At 31.6% G+C, this 15874-nt stretch carries 25 protein-coding genes and 2 tRNA genes; 10 read left to right on the forward strand and 17 right to left on the reverse strand.

The features are described from left to right. Position 1 precedes the first annotated feature (1 nt). The 9 genes from JJ842_03210 to aroQ all read right to left on the reverse strand — a co-directional run bounded on the left by JJ842_03210 (position 2) and on the right by aroQ (position 6318). Entirely contained in the window at positions 2-577 is a 576-nt protein-coding gene (locus JJ842_03210) for a cell division protein SepF (protein MBO6970925.1), read from the reverse strand. Between the two features lie 149 nt (positions 578-726). Continuing rightward, positions 727-1362, reverse strand: a complete 636-nt coding sequence (locus tag JJ842_03215) for a YggS family pyridoxal phosphate-dependent enzyme (protein ID MBO6970926.1) — start codon at positions 1360-1362, stop codon at positions 727-729. A gap of 3 nt (positions 1363-1365) precedes the next feature. Beyond that, positions 1366-1632 carry a PipX family protein gene (locus JJ842_03220; GenBank protein ID MBO6970927.1) on the reverse strand — a complete coding sequence of 89 codons (267 nt, stop codon included), beginning with the start codon at positions 1630-1632 and terminating at the stop codon, positions 1366-1368. A gap of 19 nt (positions 1633-1651) precedes the next feature. Beyond that, positions 1652-2566, reverse strand: coding sequence for an energy-coupling factor transporter transmembrane protein EcfT (locus JJ842_03225; protein ID MBO6970928.1), 915 nt, complete (start codon positions 2564-2566; stop codon positions 1652-1654). Then, a complete protein-coding gene (gene der / locus JJ842_03230) occupies positions 2566-3939 on the reverse strand; it encodes a ribosome biogenesis GTPase Der (GenBank protein MBO6970929.1) in 1374 nt (457 codons plus the stop codon). The genes JJ842_03225 and der overlap by 1 nt, the downstream gene beginning before the upstream one ends. A gap of 74 nt (positions 3940-4013) precedes the next feature. Next, on the reverse strand, positions 4014-4499 hold the full coding sequence (locus tag JJ842_03235; protein MBO6970930.1) for a DUF1823 family protein: 486 nt from the start codon (positions 4497-4499) through the stop codon (positions 4014-4016). Further along, positions 4499-5254 carry a precorrin-2 C(20)-methyltransferase gene (cobI, locus tag JJ842_03240; protein MBO6970931.1) on the reverse strand — a complete coding sequence of 252 codons (756 nt, stop codon included), beginning with the start codon at positions 5252-5254 and terminating at the stop codon, positions 4499-4501. The genes JJ842_03235 and cobI overlap by 1 nt, the downstream gene beginning before the upstream one ends. A 15-nt stretch (positions 5255-5269) precedes the next feature. Further along, a complete protein-coding gene (locus tag JJ842_03245; protein MBO6970932.1) occupies positions 5270-5878 on the reverse strand; it encodes a tRNA-(ms[2]io[6]A)-hydroxylase in 609 nt (202 codons plus the stop codon). After that, positions 5872-6318: a type II 3-dehydroquinate dehydratase gene (gene aroQ, locus JJ842_03250; protein ID MBO6970933.1), complete on the reverse strand. Its 447-nt coding sequence runs from the start codon at positions 6316-6318 to the stop codon at positions 5872-5874. The genes JJ842_03245 and aroQ overlap by 7 nt, the downstream gene beginning before the upstream one ends. 102 nt (positions 6319-6420) lie before the next feature. On the opposite strand from aroQ, the gene JJ842_03255 reads away from it, so the two are divergent. The 3 genes from JJ842_03255 (at position 6421) to JJ842_03265 (ending at position 7176) form a co-directional block, all read left to right on the forward strand. Beyond that, positions 6421-6502, forward strand: a tRNA-Tyr gene (locus JJ842_03255). Between the two features lie 9 nt (positions 6503-6511). Further along, positions 6512-6583 (forward strand) — tRNA-Thr (locus tag JJ842_03260). Positions 6584-6984: 401 nt separating this feature from the next. After that, entirely contained in the window at positions 6985-7176 is a 192-nt protein-coding gene (locus JJ842_03265) for a hypothetical protein (protein ID MBO6970934.1), read from the forward strand. A 96-nt stretch (positions 7177-7272) separates the two neighbouring features. On the opposite strand, the gene JJ842_03270 is transcribed toward JJ842_03265, so the two are convergent. Further along, a complete protein-coding gene (locus JJ842_03270) occupies positions 7273-8055 on the reverse strand; it encodes an SIMPL domain-containing protein (GenBank protein ID MBO6970935.1) in 783 nt (260 codons plus the stop codon). A 198-nt stretch (positions 8056-8253) separates the two neighbouring features. Further along, positions 8254-8403, reverse strand: a complete 150-nt coding sequence (locus tag JJ842_03275) for a hypothetical protein (protein MBO6970936.1) — start codon at positions 8401-8403, stop codon at positions 8254-8256. A 217-nt stretch (positions 8404-8620) separates the two neighbouring features. On the opposite strand from JJ842_03275, the gene JJ842_03280 reads away from it, so the two are divergent. From JJ842_03280 to JJ842_03295, 4 genes are all read left to right on the forward strand, one after another. Next, positions 8621-8830, forward strand: coding sequence for a high light inducible protein (locus tag JJ842_03280; protein MBO6970937.1), 210 nt, complete (start codon positions 8621-8623; stop codon positions 8828-8830). Beyond that, positions 8830-9090, forward strand: a complete 261-nt coding sequence (locus tag JJ842_03285; GenBank protein ID MBO6970938.1) for a high light inducible protein — start codon at positions 8830-8832, stop codon at positions 9088-9090. Before JJ842_03280 ends, JJ842_03285 begins: the two co-directional genes overlap by 1 nt. Then, positions 9091-9324, forward strand: coding sequence for a M protein (locus tag JJ842_03290; GenBank protein MBO6970939.1), 234 nt, complete (start codon positions 9091-9093; stop codon positions 9322-9324). Between the two features lie 74 nt (positions 9325-9398). Then, positions 9399-9581 carry a hypothetical protein gene (locus JJ842_03295; protein MBO6970940.1) on the forward strand — a complete coding sequence of 61 codons (183 nt, stop codon included), beginning with the start codon at positions 9399-9401 and terminating at the stop codon, positions 9579-9581. A gap of 36 nt (positions 9582-9617) precedes the next feature. On the opposite strand, the gene JJ842_03300 is transcribed toward JJ842_03295, so the two are convergent. The 3 genes from JJ842_03300 to JJ842_03310 form a co-directional block, all read right to left on the reverse strand. Then, positions 9618-9995 carry a phosphoenolpyruvate carboxykinase gene (locus JJ842_03300; GenBank protein MBO6970941.1) on the reverse strand — a complete coding sequence of 126 codons (378 nt, stop codon included), beginning with the start codon at positions 9993-9995 and terminating at the stop codon, positions 9618-9620. 71 nt (positions 9996-10066) lie between these two features. Beyond that, positions 10067-10534: a cupin domain-containing protein gene (locus JJ842_03305; GenBank protein MBO6970942.1), complete on the reverse strand. Its 468-nt coding sequence runs from the start codon at positions 10532-10534 to the stop codon at positions 10067-10069. Between the two features lie 83 nt (positions 10535-10617). After that, positions 10618-10761, reverse strand: coding sequence for a hypothetical protein (locus tag JJ842_03310; GenBank protein ID MBO6970943.1), 144 nt, complete (start codon positions 10759-10761; stop codon positions 10618-10620). A gap of 182 nt (positions 10762-10943) precedes the next feature. On the opposite strand from JJ842_03310, the gene JJ842_03315 reads away from it, so the two are divergent. Further along, positions 10944-11129, forward strand: coding sequence for a hypothetical protein (locus JJ842_03315; protein MBO6970944.1), 186 nt, complete (start codon positions 10944-10946; stop codon positions 11127-11129). 18 nt (positions 11130-11147) lie between these two features. Here JJ842_03315 and thiD read toward each other — a convergent pair whose 3' ends face one another. Together thiD and JJ842_03325 are read right to left on the reverse strand one after the other, a co-directional pair. Continuing rightward, positions 11148-11927 (reverse strand): bifunctional hydroxymethylpyrimidine kinase/phosphomethylpyrimidine kinase, encoded by a 780-nt coding sequence (gene thiD, locus JJ842_03320; protein MBO6970945.1) that lies wholly within the window; start codon positions 11925-11927, stop codon positions 11148-11150. Positions 11928-11976: 49 nt separating this feature from the next. Next, the gene (locus tag JJ842_03325) at positions 11977-12600 is read right to left on the reverse strand and encodes a TenA family protein (GenBank protein MBO6970946.1); all 624 of its coding nucleotides are present in this window, start codon (positions 12598-12600) and stop codon (positions 11977-11979) included. Between the two features lie 86 nt (positions 12601-12686). Between JJ842_03325 and JJ842_03330 the strand changes: the two genes are divergently transcribed. Both JJ842_03330 and JJ842_03335 read left to right on the forward strand, forming a co-directional pair. After that, a complete protein-coding gene (locus tag JJ842_03330; GenBank protein ID MBO6970947.1) occupies positions 12687-14183 on the forward strand; it encodes a deoxyribodipyrimidine photo-lyase in 1497 nt (498 codons plus the stop codon). 128 nt (positions 14184-14311) lie between these two features. Beyond that, positions 14312-14485, forward strand: coding sequence for a hypothetical protein (locus tag JJ842_03335; protein ID MBO6970948.1), 174 nt, complete (start codon positions 14312-14314; stop codon positions 14483-14485). Between the two features lie 23 nt (positions 14486-14508). Here JJ842_03335 and pip read toward each other — a convergent pair whose 3' ends face one another. Next, entirely contained in the window at positions 14509-15459 is a 951-nt protein-coding gene (gene pip, locus JJ842_03340) for a prolyl aminopeptidase (protein ID MBO6970949.1), read from the reverse strand. Positions 15460-15874: the final 415 nt, after the last annotated feature.

Consider the following 15874-nt stretch of genomic DNA (forward strand, 5'->3'; position numbering starts at 1 on the left):
ATCATGAATAAGCACTTAATTTAGAATTACCCCATGCTGGTTCAGGAGTAGTATTTTTGCCCAAACTATATTGTGGTGTGTTTTCTTTAGATACAGAAGAAGGAGAAGCTTCTTCTGGGGAAGAACTAGTTACATTTACACAACTTGGAGCAAAAAGGAAAATACTTTCACCAACTCTCTCTTGATGTCCATCTATTGCATATGTACCCCCAGCAATAAAATCAACAGCTCTTTGAGCTTGATCAGGATCCATCATAGTTAAATTAAGAATTACAGTTTTTCTCTCTCTTAATGCTTGTATAGCTTGAGGCATCTCATCAAAACTTCTTGGTTCCATTAAACTTACTTCTGAGGATGAATTTGAGATTCCAGGCATACCAACTACTTTTGATGATCTGTTGTTATTCATAAAATCGAATGGATTTGAATTTGCAAGTGCATTTGCATTCTTTGGATTTTGTTTGAAATTATTAATATCATTTAATTCATCCTCTGAAGCATAATCCAACTCATCAAAATCATCATCGAGATACTCATCCCCTGCAACAACTGCCTTTAATCTAGAAATAAGTGACACCTTTTAAATCCTCTTGAAATTGATTACTAAGGTTTAAGAACCTTGAGTAATAGATTCATTTTTTAAATGAATAAACTACCTATACTTAAATAACGTTAGTTGAACTTTACTGCAAGTTTATAGATGAGATTTTTATAAAAAATAACTAATTAGGATCTACCTCCAAAAATCAATGATCCTAATCTTAACCAAGTTGATCCTGCGTCAATAGCTTCCTCCCAGTCACCTGACATCCCCATTGAACAATCTGGTAGTTGCAGTGAATCAGCGAGAGCACGACATTTTTTGAACAACCCTGAATTTTCTTTAGAGCTAAGTCCTTTAGGATTGATAGTCATCAAACCGGTCAATGAAATATTTTTCAACTCTTGAATTTCTCTCCATTTCATTATTAAAAATTCAGGATTAAAGCCTCCTTTAGTAGGATCATCACTCAACTTAACCTGCAACATTATTAATGGATTTTTCTTCTCTTCACGTGAAATATTAGAAATCTTTTGCAACTTTTCAAATGAATCTACTGAATGAATGTATTTAAAATTTTGAACTATTTTTCTTATTTTATTACTTTGTATTCTTCCAATAAAGTGCCAATTTATTTGTTTATGGTCTTTTAAGGTTAATTGTTTTTCAAGCGCCTCTTGAACCTTACTTTCCCCAAAATCTTTCTGACCTATATTTTGAATAGTCTTGATTTCTTGACTTTTAAATCCTTTACTTACTGCAAGAATATTTACATTTGAAGGTATTTTATTTTTTATTTTTAAATAATTTGAAGGGTTCACCTTTTATAAGAAAGTTTGCGTAAATAAATTCTCCCATTTAGATAGTTCTTCAGATCCTTTTCTTCTAGCTTTTTGAAGGTTTAATTCGGCCTGATTACGGGCATCTAAATAAGGTATAACTTCAAAAAAAACTTCTCTCTGTCGAACCTCTACTAAGAAAAACATTTTTTGAGCGTATAAAGTCGCATAAATATCTCTCCCATCATTCCCAGGAGAAACTTGATATAACATACCAAATGTTGGATGGTTTAAATAACGCTCAGAACTCAAACCTTAAATATTGTGTTATTTATAATGCACCATACAGTTTTCTAAGAAAAATTGCTATGCAAATAAAACAAATCGATAATGTATTAACAATTACATTGAGGGATTTTGAAGGATAAAGAGTTCTAAATCTGTTGGTTTTTATAATAATTTTTTTCTTTGAGAGTAATGATTCTGCTCCATGATCAATTCTCAGAAATATATTTTGAAATAACCTTTCCACTAAGATTAATAAAACATTAAAGGACTTCTTTAGTCCTAAATTTCGAAAATTTATTGATCTAACTGACACTGATTTGATGATATTCTGAAGTTCTTCCTGCACTAGAGGAATAAAACGTAATGCAATTAATAACTGAAAAAGCCACTTGCTAGTTGGCAATCCAATCTTTCTTAATGGATACATAAACCAACTTAATCCCCATACAATGTCTTCCTGCAATGTGGTTAAAAGCATCAAATTCACACTATGAATAACAGTAAATATCAAAGTGGAGGTTTTTATTCCTAGTTCAAAGGCTTTTCTTGATAAGTTGTAAGGACCAACATTAATAAACCAGATCTTCTGCGAAGGAATTTGCAAAATATTCCATTCTTTTTGGCTTTCCAGTACTACTTCCAACTCATTGGGATTTCTTAAATAGCCATCAAGAGATTGAATATCAGACGAGGCAAGTATTGATATGCATCCAATTAATAGTGACAAACATGAGAGATAAAATAATGATCGCCACCATACTCTAGATGGCAATAAACTTAGAAAAGTAATTAATAGTAAAAAACTAACTAAACTCAATCTCCATATTGGACCTGCCCAAATTGGAGTGATTAAAAATATCATTACCATAATTATTTTTAATCTACTATCTATAATTCGTAGCCAACTTCTATTACCATGAACGTATTGACCAACAGAAAATTTGGTTAGCAAATTCATTAATCTTTTTGAATTAACTCGATATTTTCTTTTTCGACTTCTTTATTTAAAGCTCTTTGCTGCTTCCCTCTCCAAAGTAAAATGAGGGGTGTGCCTTCAAAGCCTAAATTTACTCTAATTTGTTTTTCAATATATCTCCTATAAGTTATTCCGAATAATTTAGGGTCATTCACAAAAAGAGTAAAAGTGGGAGGTTTGTTCTTTACTTGAGTACCGTAATAAAGCCTACCTTGCTTGCCGCTCCTCTTCGTTGGAGGACTTTTCCAACTTATTGATTCTTTAAGTACTTCATTAACTACAGAAGTTGTAACTCTTCTTCTGTGTTGATTTACAGCGTTAAGAGCATGCTCAAAAATATTATCAACCCTTTGACCAGTTAGGGCAGATATAAAAATCATTTTTGACCAGTGTAAAAAATAAAGTTTAGATCTAAGTTCTTTTTCTACTTGATAAATTGTTGAACTATTTTTTTCTACAAGATCCCATTTATTAACAACAATAATACAAGCTCTGCCTTGTTCCTCTATTCGCCCAGCAAGCTTCTGGTCTTGATCAGTCACTCCGTCAACCGCATCTATAACTAAAACACAAACATCACTTCTATCTATAGATTTAAAAGCCCTATTAATACCAAAGAATTCAGTGCCATATTTAACATTTTTTTTTCTTCTAATCCCTGCAGTATCAATAATTTTCCAGTGATTATCACCTTTTTTAATAAGCGTATCTATTGAATCAGTTGTCGTACCACTAATATCACTAACTATTGCTCTCTTTTCTCCACAGATTGAATTTAACAAACTAGATTTACCAACATTAGGCCTACCAATAATTGACATCATTATCTTTTCTTCATCATCCTGGATATTATTTTCAGGAAGTTCGCCAATAACGAGATCTAAAAGATCTCCAGTACCTGATCCATGAATAGCCGAAACAGGATTAGGTTCGCCCAATCCTAATTTCCAGAACTCTGAAGCTAAGGATATTCCAAGAGTAGTCGATTCGCATTTATTAACAGCAACAATTGTTTTACAACTTGAGTTTCTTAACCATTTTGCTATTGATAAATCACCATCAGTAACACCCTGGTTACCATCTACCACCAGTAACGCAAGTGAAGCCTCTTCTAAAGCCAAGAAAACTTGCGTCCTTATCTCTGGGAGAAATTCACTATCATCATCAAAAACTAAACCTCCAGTATCAACTATTTGAAATTCCTTACCTCCCCATGAAGCATTTTGATAAGTTCTATCTCTAGTAACACCAGGCTTATCAAATACTATTGCATCATTACTTTGACAAAGACGATTAACTAAGGTGGATTTCCCAACGTTCGGTCTTCCGATAATTGCTATTGTTGGAAGAATCAATTCTTCTCTCCAAAGAAAGTAGTATCCATTACAACTATACCTTTAATAGAATCATTTACCTCATTCAAAAAAACTTATTTAATTTCTGGATCGCCAAAATGTCCTTTAACTGGATTAACGGGTTGTGAAATAGGACTTGGCATTAATCCATTATCTTTTGAAAAACAATCATTTTCAATCGCCCAATAAATCAACCAATTTACTGCCGTCGCTCTTCTAGTTCTTCTTGGATAGAGTTCATTAATCTTATAACCTTTAAAATTAAGAAAATTTTTCAATCCCTGTTTATAGTCTTTGGGAATTGATCGAGTTAAATGTACTGAGGCTTGTCGCTCTGAAATGATTTGAGGAGCTTTTTCAAATTTTTCTGACCAATAAGAAGGAGTTAATGCGCTAGAAACCCAATTATTTAAAGTTGTTTTTCTAGTATAAAAAAGTCTTTCCCAAACCAATTCACAAACAAAAACATCACTAACCCTATCCTCTAGAACAAGAAATAATAGATCCTTACATATTGGCCATGTAAATTGATTTTCAACTAATTTTTCTTTTTTATACATTAATCGAACCTTATTAACATTAAAGAAAAATAAGGCATAAATTCTTTTTTATATTCTGATGCATATTGAATAATTTGATCAGGCATCCCAACACTTAAAGCTATTAATGTTGTATTGATGATATCCTCTTTTTTTAAAATTTCCCTGACTAAATTCCATCTTTTGCCAACTTTCATAATAGCCAATACCGATTTATTAGCCTTACTTTCCCTAATGAGACTTGTTAATTCAGATTCTGAAGAAGGACATTCTTTGATAATCAATGTCTCGCCTTTTTTTACCAAATCAAAATCATTCAAAGCTGCTGTTGCGGAAATAGAGGAAATCCCAGGTATGGTTTTGGTAATAATTTCAGCATGATTATTTTTTATTAACCTCAGAATATTAGAAGAACTTGCAAATAGTGAAGTATCTCCAAGACAAAGTAAAACAACTGATTCGCCATTTTGTATAAATTTCACAATTTTTTCTACAGCATTAGACCATATTTCATCTGGATCAATATCCTTCCTTGCCATTGGAAAGATAATAGGGATATTTTTTTTAAATTTGGTGTATTTCTTGACTATTTCCGCAGCAAAACTCTTTTTATTATCATCTGATATTGGGAAAACTATAACTTTCGCGTTTTTTATTGCATCCACAGCAGCAATTGTTATAAGCGATGGATCTCCAGGACCTACACCAACTATGGTGAATGTTGGCAAATCAGTTTTATTTCGATTAAGTAAATTTAAGAACTTATTTATTATCATTTTATTTTATTAACTTTAGCTATGTACCCTTGGTAATATAAAAGTCTCAGCTAATATTGCCGACTCAATTTCAGACAATTTCTCTAACCTTTTGAAAGTTTGATTTTTAGAGAATTTAGTTTGCGCTAGTTTCCAGTAAACTCCAAAATGTCTTGCCTCACTCTCTAGCAGAGACTCATAAAGGCATTGAAACGATTTATCTTTAGAATTCAACGCAAGCAAGGCTAATCTTTCATGACTTCTTGCTTCAATTAATCCTGCTATTAAGAAACTATCTAGCATCCTTAAAGGTTCTTCCTTTCTAATGTTCTTAGCTAACTCAGCACCATATGGAGGGGGCTTTAAAGCTTTGAGAGAATGTCCAAGATTCTTTAAAAAATGAAGTATTTTTTCAAAATGTTCTAATTCCTCTCTTGCAATTGGGCTTAAAACTTCAGCTAAATTTGGTTCAGATGGATACCTAAACATTAATTGAATAGCAACGCCTGCAGCTTTTCGCTCACAGTGAGCATGATCAATCAAAATATCTATTGGATTTGATAATGCTAAATCAATCCACTTATCGGATGTTAACGATGATAAATACTTTATATGAGAAGTAGGTCTTTTAAAATCAACTAGCATTTATTTTTACTATTTAAGTATTCAATTATTCCCTCCAAAGCAAGAGAATAACTTGATATGCCAAAGCCACTAATTATTCCTATTGCCTTATCTGTAAGAAAAGATTCTTTACGAAAATCTTCTCTACTGAAAATATTTGAAATATGTAATTCTACAAATGGAATTTTTGACCCGATTAAAGCATCTCGAATAGAAATTGAGGTATGAGTAAAAGCGCCTGCATTTATAAGAATGCCTTGGATCTTATTAACAGAATCATGAATTTTATCAACAATTTCACCCTCATGATTACTTTGAAAACACGTGAGGAATATTCTTTTACTTTCTGCAGACTTCGTTAATTCCTGTTCGATATCACTTAATGTTTTTTTACCATATATTTCAGGCTCTCTAGTACCCAGAAGATTTAGATTTGGTCCATTTATCAATAAGATATTCATCATCAAAAAAGTCTCTTTTAATAAAATGCTATCTAGATTGAAACAAAAAAACCAAAATATTTTTACACAAAGTGTCCATTAACTGATAAGTTCAAATAGTGGGGGTCGGTGCCCGAGTGGTTAAAGGGGGCGGACTGTAAATCCGCTGGCTCTGCCTACGTTGGTTCAAATCCAACCCGGCCCACTTTAAATTGCCCTTGTAGCTCAGCGGTAGAGCACTCCCTTGGTAAGGGAGAGGTCTCGGGTTCAAGTCCCGACGAGGGCATGGCCGAGATAAATTGATAACAATTTGCTTATCGCTATCGCACAAAGAAATTATTCAGAAGTGGAAGTCCTTTTTCGGGTCCACTTTTCTGTTTTAAAGGCAGATATCTTGAGGTACATCACACTATAGGAACTTAAATAAAGTAGGCGAATTATATGTTTACACACATACCCACGTACCTTTTATTTTTATTTTAGTTGTGATTGATTATGCTTTTTGAACCTAATTACAATGATGATGTATACACATCAAGTAAGAAAGTACCGGGCCAATTTATTATCTTTTTTACAACATTCCCGCTGTATTATAGTGGGTTTCACAATTAACCTGTATGACTGAGATCTCAGAGGTCGGCATTTTGTCTTAAATTCACATATATTTAACAGAGATTGTCTTCAGTAATGCCATTATCGTCATACAGGATGCACAGAATTTATCTTGCAGCGACCATGAATTATGGTCTAGGTTCTGATGACCCAGAAGAGTTGGCCTACTACTACAAAATCAAAAAAGAGATGGATGATATGAAAAAAGAACCAGTTAAAAAAGGGATACCCCTTAATTGGGATACCCCTGCAGGAATGGATAAATGAATCTGAATACTTTTTTATTAATTGATGGAAGTCTGATGCTTATTGGTCTGCCTTTACTTATGATTTTTAAAGGCAAAGAGAAGACCTCTTAAGTCATCACTTAACCGCAAAAGTTACTCCCATAACCGCAGTGATGTCTTTCTTGATAGTTGAAGTGTCATAAGAACCCCAACTACTTACCTTCGTGGAATTAGGAACTGTGATCTGGAAAACACCAGTATTGACTTTTTTAAGACCACCCACTTCAGATCCAGCCTGAAGGGCGATAGCCTCAGCTCTGGTTCGTGCATCCTTCGCTGCCTTTGCGAGCATATCAACTCTTTTATCAGCAAGCTTTGAATATGTGTATTCCGGAGAGCTGGGTCTTACTAAAACACCATCACCAAGAAGTTCAGTTATCTTGCTATGGGTCTTTTGAATTCGATAAACATCAAAACTATGGATTCCAATACTCTGATAAGTGATCCATTCTGTTCTTATGATTTCATTTGTCTTGGGATGCTTGGTTTCATATTCTTTGATGCTGGCAGGTCCAAGATAAACTGCCTGTTTGATACCATCTTCAATTCCATTTGCTTTAAGAAAATTCATAGTCTTTTTCATTGACTCCTTATGCTTGTTGAATGAGTCAATCTGAGTTTGCCCCGTAGCCCTTACCTGAACGGACCATTTGGCAATATCACTCTCAAAACTTTCAGTACTTGCACCTGTAACAGTGATAGAATTTTCAACCATCCTGAACCCTCTTACGAGGACCGTAGAGGCGCCTATAAATCCTCCGACAGACAAGACAGCCATTGCGAAAACAAGTGGTGGGGTGCGGCGTATAACATTCAGAGAATCGCCTGGCAACGACCTGAGCCTCTTAATAATTTTCATTGTCTATAAGTATGTGTGTAAGAACTTTTTAACAGCTGAACCGAAAGAAAAATATTAGAAAATCCCTGACTTTTATTCCTTCAGTTCTATCTGGCCATTAATGGGAACATCTTATATTGATGTGCCAATTTTGGAGTCGGTTACTTATTTTGCCAAATGAAATTACGATCCGCAAGAAGTATTTTTGTATTATTAAAACTATCTTCCTGCCTTTGTATATTCGAGATTAAATAAATACTTTTCACCATCATCATCACTGTCATCGTCATCATCATTGAAAGAGGCAATTAAGACATAAACGCCTCCCAGCCCAAGGATCATTGATAAGTAGAAAATAGGATCTGTCATTCTTTAATTTTGATCAATCAAAAACAAATCCGAGGAAGCTTTTTCATATCTCCATGATCTTTTAATTATTAGCTTCAACTTTAAAGATAAATTAATTTTTGTTACGGTTCTGTATCAGAAATGCCTTAAAAGTACCGAATTACACATATTTTTAACCTTTTTCTTTACATTAATTAATAAAAATGTTATGTTTGTTAACAATTAAATTATTTAACTAATGACTAATTCTTCATACATAACTACAGAATCAGGCGGAAGGCAAAATATTTTCCCAACTGAGCCTCGTCCTTATGTTGATCAATCTGTTTCTTATGATGGATATCCTCAAAACGCAGAAAAAGTTAATGGTCGCTGGGCAATGATCGGTTTAGTCGCACTTTTGGGAGCTTATGTAACTACAGGTCAAATAATTCCAGGTATTTTTTAATGTCTTCTCTTTCAGGCTTTTTAGCTGTAATCGTATCCTTAACAGCTATCCTCGTTGCTTATCTAACCAAGCAATTTCAAAACGAAAATTTAAACTATCTAACTTCAAATCCAATGACAAATTCAACCCCTAAAGTAAAAACAATCGAAAAAGAAAAAGTTGTTGCAGAAACTCTTAATGGAAGATTTGCAATGCTTGGATTAATTGCTGCTATTGGAGCTTACTTAACAACAGGTCAAATAATTCCAGGTTTCGTTTAAATGCTTTTACTATCTATACCATTTTACGATTTTCCATCTTCGCCCATACTAATAATTGGCGCAATGGGGATTTTTGTAGCACTGGCTGTATTTTTCCTCTCTTACAAAAAGTACTTTAATTCTCCATTTAACAAAGAACTTCAATTAAAGAAAAAAGCTCTATTAAAGGAGAAAACAGAACTTAACAAAAAACTTGAGAAAATAGAGCAGGATTTAAAAAATTTATTAAATTGATCTTTCACTTTAGTATTTTTTCTTTTTGTAGCAATTGTACAGTTTGGTTATTTTTTTTTAGATACTACTAGAGTATGAGTTATTTTGCTGAAGCTAATCATATTGAATATGATGCATGGTTCGATGAAAATATCGACCCTCTAGACCTTGTAAATTATTCAGATGAAAAGGAGTTCAGTGATTCGGTACACTTTAAGTTCCATAAGATGTCCACTAAGAATTTAACGATTGGTTCTTCTGATAATTTTCACTGGTAAGTAAAAGATTTCTCACTACATAAATATTTATGAATCTTACGCAGAATATGTTCCATCACTTTCTCTTCTTGCCTTGGCTAATACAATTTCATCTACAACTTTCTCAATCATGTAAGCACTTTTTTTACCAAAGCATTTTTCTTTTTTAATGCTCTTAAAATCATTTGGGATTAAATCATTATGTTCACAACAGTCGCATTTAATATCAATTTTCATACCTCTGAAAACCTCCAAAGCTCTAGAAAAAATCCATTGCTGAACTGAAATACTTTCCCAACTATCAAAATTCGACCATTCATCAAAATCCCCATTAAGGATGCCTTTTAATCCATTAGCCTGATTTACATATACTAAGTATGAATCTTTTCTTGGTTCATCATTAATACCAATTGTTTTGACAGAATTTTTATTCATTAAATATAGATTGTATTGAGTGGCCTTATAAATCTAGAGGATAATTTCAAAAATATAAACCAAAAAATGTCTCAAATAAGATCATTTATTGCTTTATCCAATCTACAAGTATGATTTGTATTTCTAAGTAATTCAAAATCCTTAAAATCAAAGCCAGGGCCAACACAACAACTAACTAAAGTAAATTCACCTGTACTTTTTGCAGCTTGCCAATATCCAGATGGGATCATCTCTACTGGATTATTGGAATCTAAAATTAAATTTCTTATTAACTTATTATCATTATCTAGGCACCATAAATTTAGAGGATCGCCCCTTAAATAAATCCAAATTTCATCAGCATTTTTTACTCTGTGCCAAGCACTTTTTGCATCTCTCTCCAAAAGATAATAAATTCCCGTAATAAAGTTTCTACTTTGGCCATCTTCCCTTATTAGAGAATTCTCACTCCTTACTATCTCCCTAAACCATCCACCCTCAGGATGAGGAGACAAATTGAATTGTTTAATTATTTCTATGTTTTTTTTATTAGAATTCACATCACAAAAATAACTTTTAAATTTCTCTTATAATTAAAAGCTAACTGAAAATAAATCAAAATAAACTATATTTTCCAAAAAAATTAAGCACAAATAACTGATAAATCTATAAAATTTTTATTTTCATCTGCCAGTTCAGTAATGATTCTATTGAGCCATTCAGAGGTCGTTTCACAATATCCTACATTTAAAATAGTTTTTTGCTTTACTGATTCTTTTTTATTCATAGTTAAAGTATTTTTATTTAAATTAGTCTTTAATTAAATCTATGTGAATAAGTCTTAATTACTATCTATTTTAAAAAGTTGTATTTAATACATATTCAAGAACTCCTAGTAAACAAATAAAATTAAATCGTTGACAAGAAAATGTATCCAAGTAAGAGTAGAAAAAATTTATTATTTAACCTATGAATAACATCAAAATTGAGGAATTGATGAAAGTAAGGTTCGATGGTATTGCTAATAGAATTGGGCAATTAAGCAAAAGGGAAAGTGAGTCTTTATTACTTGAGCATCTTGAGTGGTTGGAAGGAGGATGGGAGACTGAAGAAATCTTATTTTTAAAAAAGCCCTACAGAAAATGGTGGTTCTAACTCCACTTCTATAAATAATTAATGATGGCCTAAGGGACCAGGGCCAGATCCTATTTTATAAGAATTGTCTAAAGCTTTCTCAACAAATAATTTTGCTTTTTGTATGGAATCAAATAGATCAAAACCTAAAGCCTTGTAACCACAAATAGCAGCACTCAAAGTACAGCCACTACCGTGTGTATTTTTTGTGTTTATAAAATCATTAAATAGCCACTCTTTTCTACCATTTAAGTCAAAGAAAAAATCCTTCCCTTTCATATCTTTTAAACCGCCACCTTTAATAAGTACCGCTTTAGCTCCAAGACCAATAATTTTTCTTGCTGAATTTTCTATATCTTCTTTACTCCTTATTTCTAAACCAGAAAGTAGATTTGCTTCATAAATATTTGGAGTTACCAAATCAGCAATTGGTAATAATAATTTTTTATAAGCATTAATAGCAGAATCTTCCAGTAATTTACAACCAGTTCTTGTAACCATTACAGGGTCAATAATTTTGGTTATTTTGTATGTATTTAATTTTGAAGCAGTATCATTAATTATCCTTTCATTTAATAACATTCCAGTTTTTAAGGCATCAATACCAAAATCAGCAAATAAAGTATCTAACTGATTTAATAAAGTATTCTTCTCTACTGGTTGAACGCATCTAACCTCTATACTATTTTGTGCGGTAACACATGTAATTACAGAACATCCATGTACTTTAAGGGCCATGAAAGTTCTCAAGTCAGCCTGTATACCTGCTCCACCACCGGAGTCACTACCGCCTATTGAAAGTGCAATTTTAGAATACATAATTTATTAACTCGTTTTTGAAAGTACTATAAATAAATTTTAATTTAAATCAGAAATCTGAATATGCATTAAAAAAATCTAACTCTAATTCCATGGCTCTCCTGTATAAATATTTTACCTGATTAATGTCATATGTTTCTTTATTAGTCTCAATAAGATTTTCAAGAGAATCTGCAAGCTTTTCAAAGCTCACATCAGAATAAGTAATTATCCATTCTTTATATTTAATGTCAAAATCCTCCTTATACAAACTTTTTCCTATCCAAGAATAAAGTCGCATACATGGAGTCATTGCAAACATTATTTCGACGGAGCCAAGTCTTTTGGAAGTATCATCAAGAAAATCTGTATAATTTTTAGTAGCTTTTTTTATATAGTTATTAGACAAATCAATATCCCATTCTTTTGCATACGTTTCATGAAGTATTAACTCCTCTGAAACGCCCATTAACAGTTCACTTAACTTTCTTATTGAGTACTTATCTTTTGATTTAGAAACAGCAAGTCCATAAGCCTTAGCAAAAGTCTCTAAAAAGAAATAATCTTGAGCTAAATATTCTTGAAATATATTTTTTGGGAGACTTCCATTCTTTAAACCTTGAACAAATTTTGTATTTAAACTTAGTAAAGCAATCTCATAATTATCCTCCCAAAGTTTTTTTGTTATTTTCATTTTTTTTTGTTTTAGTTATTCTAAAATTTTTTATATTTTTTACCTACAAACTTAATCTTATTTTTCTAGGATTAAAAGAAAAAATTATGAAAGAAATAAATATTTTATGGTTTAAGAAAGATTTAAGAATTTTTGATAACGAAGCTCTCTGTGAGGCTATAAAAGATAATGATATTTTACCTATTTATGTTATTGAGTTAGATATTTGGAGACAAAATACTCATTCAAATAGACAATGGCAATTTTGCAAAGAAAGTTTAATAGATTTAAGAAACGCACTTGCTGAGATTGGACAACCATTAATTATTAGGACTGGCAATGTTATTAATATTTTTGATGAAATTAGTTCAAAATTTAAAATCAAAGGTATATATAGCCATCAAGAAACCGGAGATTGGCTTACTTATAAAAGAGATCAAAAAGTAAGAGAATGGGCTTTAAGCAAAAATATTATTTGGAAGGAATTTCTACAATTTTCAGTTTTTAGAGGAAATTTAGATAGGAATAATTGGTCTAAAAAGTGGCAAGAAAATTCCGAAAAAAACTTACTTAAAGCTCCATTAAGAATTAATTCTATTAACTTTAATATTGGAGAAATACCGTCAGACGAAATTTTTACCTTTAAAAAAGAAACTTGTCCAGGAAGAATGCAAGGTGGAAGAAAGAAAGGTTTAGCGAGAATGCAATACTTCTTTAGTAATAAATTAGATTCTTATTCAAAAGATATATCTAGCCCAGAAAAATCATTTGATAGTTGTACAAGACTATCCCCATATATTTCTTGGGGATGCATCTCATTAAAAGAAATTTTTAAAAAGGCAAATATATCAAAAAACAATAATTCCAGGATGTTAAAAAGCAGATTAACTTGGCATTGTCATTTTATTCAGAAACTTGAAAGTGAACCAGAACTAGAGTTTAGGGAATACCATCCTTTTTTTAAAAATATTAGAGAAAAAAATAATGAATTACTTTATTCATGGAGTTCAGGTAATACGGGCTTTCCTTTTATAGATGCATGTATGCGTTCATTAAATTTCAATGGATGGATTAACTTTAGGATGCGAGCGATGTTAATGTCATTTGCAAGCTATAATTTATGGCTACCATGGCAAGATTCAGGTTCTGAATTAGCAAATAAATTTGTAGATTATGAGCCTGGAATACATTGGAACCAATGCCAAATGCAATCTGGAACTACGTCTATAAATACCAATAGAATTTATAATCCTATTAAGCAGGGAAAAGATCATGATCCTCAAGGAAAATTTATAAAAAAATGGATACCAGAATTAAAGGATATATCGCTTAATTTCATTCATGAACCATGGCTATTATCTAGATTTAATCAAGAAGAATATGAACTAATTAATTACGTAAGACCAATAATTGACATCCCAAATAGCACTAAAACTGCAAAGAAGAAAATTCAGGAAATCACTAAAAAGGATGGATATTGGGATATCTCAAAAGAAATTTATTTAAAGCATGGCTCTAGAAAAAGGCTCAGAAATAATATAAATAATAAAAAAATTGTTTCTAAGAAAAAGGAAAAACAATACGAGCTGAAATTAGATTTCTAGATTTTATTGTCAGAAATTTCCAGATTCCTTTTAGCGCCAGGGAAATTTTTTTTAATTTTGGAAATTATATATATAAATCCACGATGAACTGATCCAAGCTTTAATGTAATTATGAGATTTTATTAATTATGTCTGAAAGATTTGAATGGGACGATACAAATAGTTCAGGTATATGGTGGAGTACTAATGTAAGTATTAGAGACGAGTGCATTTTGCTAAAAGAAGATACTAAATGCGAAGATTCTGATATCGTCGAACTTCTTAGGAGTATTGCACAAAATATTGAAGATAATGGCCTTTAATTTTTAAAGGAATATTCTCTCTTTTAGAGATTTTGAATTCCTTTTACAGCTTTTATTAATTCGATAGAGATACCATTTTCACTCATTGAATGACCAGCATCATTAACAATAATTAATTCAGAATTCTTTAATTTCTTATTTAGATCCCAAGCACTCCTAACAGGACATACTACATCGTACCTCCCTTGAATTATTTTTGTTGGAATCGATTCTATTATTTTTATATTTTTCAAAATAAAATTATCTTCTAAGAAAATATTATTAACAAAATAGTGGCATTCGATCCTTGCGAATGCATCTGAAAAAGAATTAACTTGGGACTTATTAAAATCGAATTTTTTATTTATTAAATGACTAGTTGAGAGTTCCCATTTTGTCCAAGCTGCTGCTGCTTTTGATCTAAGATTTGCATCTGATGATGTTAGATATTTATAAAAAGAACTTATCAAATCATTTCTTTCTTCTTTTGGTATTACAGAAATATACTCTTCAAATTCATCAGGGAATATCTCACTTGCACCATATTGATAAAACCACAATAATTCAAACTTTCTACATAAAAATATTCCTCTCAAAGTTAAGCTCGAAACTCTTGAGGGATTTTTTATTGCATATATAAGTGAAAGTGTTGACCCCCAAGATCCACCAAACAAATGCCAACTATCTATTTTTAATAGAGTCCTTAATTTCTCAATATCATCAACTAAATGATTAGTCGTATTTTCTTTTAATTCTGAGAAAGGAGTTGAAGAACCGCAACCCCTTTGGTCAAATTGAATAATATCGAATTTATCTGGATCAAAGTATCTTCTATATCTTGGTTGACTTCCTCCTCCTGGGCCTCCATGAATAACTAGTATCTTTTTACCATTTGGATTGCCAGATCTTTCCCAATAAATCGTATGAATATCACTTACTTGTAAAAAGCCCTTTTCACGAACTTCAATTTTAGGAAACAAGACTTGATCTTTCATTGTGAAATATTTTTAAACACTTAATAAATCAATATTATCCAAAAAGAAGTCTATTTTAGAAGTAATTTGTAAAAAAAAAGGACTGGTGGTACAGTCCTTTTTGATATTTGATTTCCTTCTAACAGGATATAAAGTTACATATTTTAAAGTCTATTTACTCATAAACCTAGAATACGTGAATTCGGGGATTTCTCTCGATAATTTCAGTCCCTGTTGTCGCTAGTAATTATAGAGCGAAGTCTTATCAGACTAATTGATTGAACTTAAATTTTCGAATAATCCCATTCTCAGGAATACGCTTCCTATATTTTGTAATTTGCTAAATTTCAGGCGGACTATCAATCATCTAGATTGCCTCCGAACTCAACATTTATAAATTACTCCTTTTTATATTTTCAGTAAATCCGTAAATATG

This window comes from Prochlorococcus marinus CUG1433, from assembly GCA_017644425.1.
In the GTDB taxonomy this organism is placed as follows: domain Bacteria; phylum Cyanobacteriota; class Cyanobacteriia; order PCC-6307; family Cyanobiaceae; genus Prochlorococcus_A; species Prochlorococcus_A marinus_U.

Coding starts and splice junctions, on each gene's coding strand:
- JJ842_03245 (MBO6970932.1), bottom strand. CDS start 5,878: ATGCTAGTTGATTTTAAAAGACCTACTTCTCATATAAAGTATTTATCA.
- JJ842_03300 (MBO6970941.1), bottom strand. CDS start 9,995: ATGAATAAAAATTCTGTCAAAACAATTGGTATTAATGATGAACCAAGA.
- JJ842_03265 (MBO6970934.1), top strand. CDS start 6,985: ATGCCATTATCGTCATACAGGATGCACAGAATTTATCTTGCAGCGACC.
- JJ842_03290 (MBO6970939.1), top strand. CDS start 9,091: ATGCTTTTACTATCTATACCATTTTACGATTTTCCATCTTCGCCCATA.
- JJ842_03270 (MBO6970935.1), bottom strand. CDS start 8,055: ATGAAAATTATTAAGAGGCTCAGGTCGTTGCCAGGCGATTCTCTGAAT.
- JJ842_03335 (MBO6970948.1), top strand. CDS start 14,312: ATGTCTGAAAGATTTGAATGGGACGATACAAATAGTTCAGGTATATGG.
- pip (MBO6970949.1), bottom strand. CDS start 15,459: ATGAAAGATCAAGTCTTGTTTCCTAAAATTGAAGTTCGTGAAAAGGGC.
- cobI (MBO6970931.1), bottom strand. CDS start 5,254: ATGATAATAAATAAGTTCTTAAATTTACTTAATCGAAATAAAACTGAT.
- JJ842_03295 (MBO6970940.1), top strand. CDS start 9,399: ATGAGTTATTTTGCTGAAGCTAATCATATTGAATATGATGCATGGTTC.
- JJ842_03280 (MBO6970937.1), top strand. CDS start 8,621: ATGACTAATTCTTCATACATAACTACAGAATCAGGCGGAAGGCAAAAT.
- JJ842_03285 (MBO6970938.1), top strand. CDS start 8,830: ATGTCTTCTCTTTCAGGCTTTTTAGCTGTAATCGTATCCTTAACAGCT.
- aroQ (MBO6970933.1), bottom strand. CDS start 6,318: ATGAATATCTTATTGATAAATGGACCAAATCTAAATCTTCTGGGTACT.
- JJ842_03330 (MBO6970947.1), top strand. CDS start 12,687: ATGAAAGAAATAAATATTTTATGGTTTAAGAAAGATTTAAGAATTTTT.
- JJ842_03225 (MBO6970928.1), bottom strand. CDS start 2,566: ATGAATTTGCTAACCAAATTTTCTGTTGGTCAATACGTTCATGGTAAT.
- JJ842_03310 (MBO6970943.1), bottom strand. CDS start 10,761: ATGAATAAAAAAGAATCAGTAAAGCAAAAAACTATTTTAAATGTAGGA.
- JJ842_03235 (MBO6970930.1), bottom strand. CDS start 4,499: ATGTATAAAAAAGAAAAATTAGTTGAAAATCAATTTACATGGCCAATA.
- JJ842_03315 (MBO6970944.1), top strand. CDS start 10,944: ATGAATAACATCAAAATTGAGGAATTGATGAAAGTAAGGTTCGATGGT.
- JJ842_03325 (MBO6970946.1), bottom strand. CDS start 12,600: ATGAAAATAACAAAAAAACTTTGGGAGGATAATTATGAGATTGCTTTA.
- JJ842_03275 (MBO6970936.1), bottom strand. CDS start 8,403: ATGACAGATCCTATTTTCTACTTATCAATGATCCTTGGGCTGGGAGGC.
- thiD (MBO6970945.1), bottom strand. CDS start 11,927: ATGTATTCTAAAATTGCACTTTCAATAGGCGGTAGTGACTCCGGTGGT.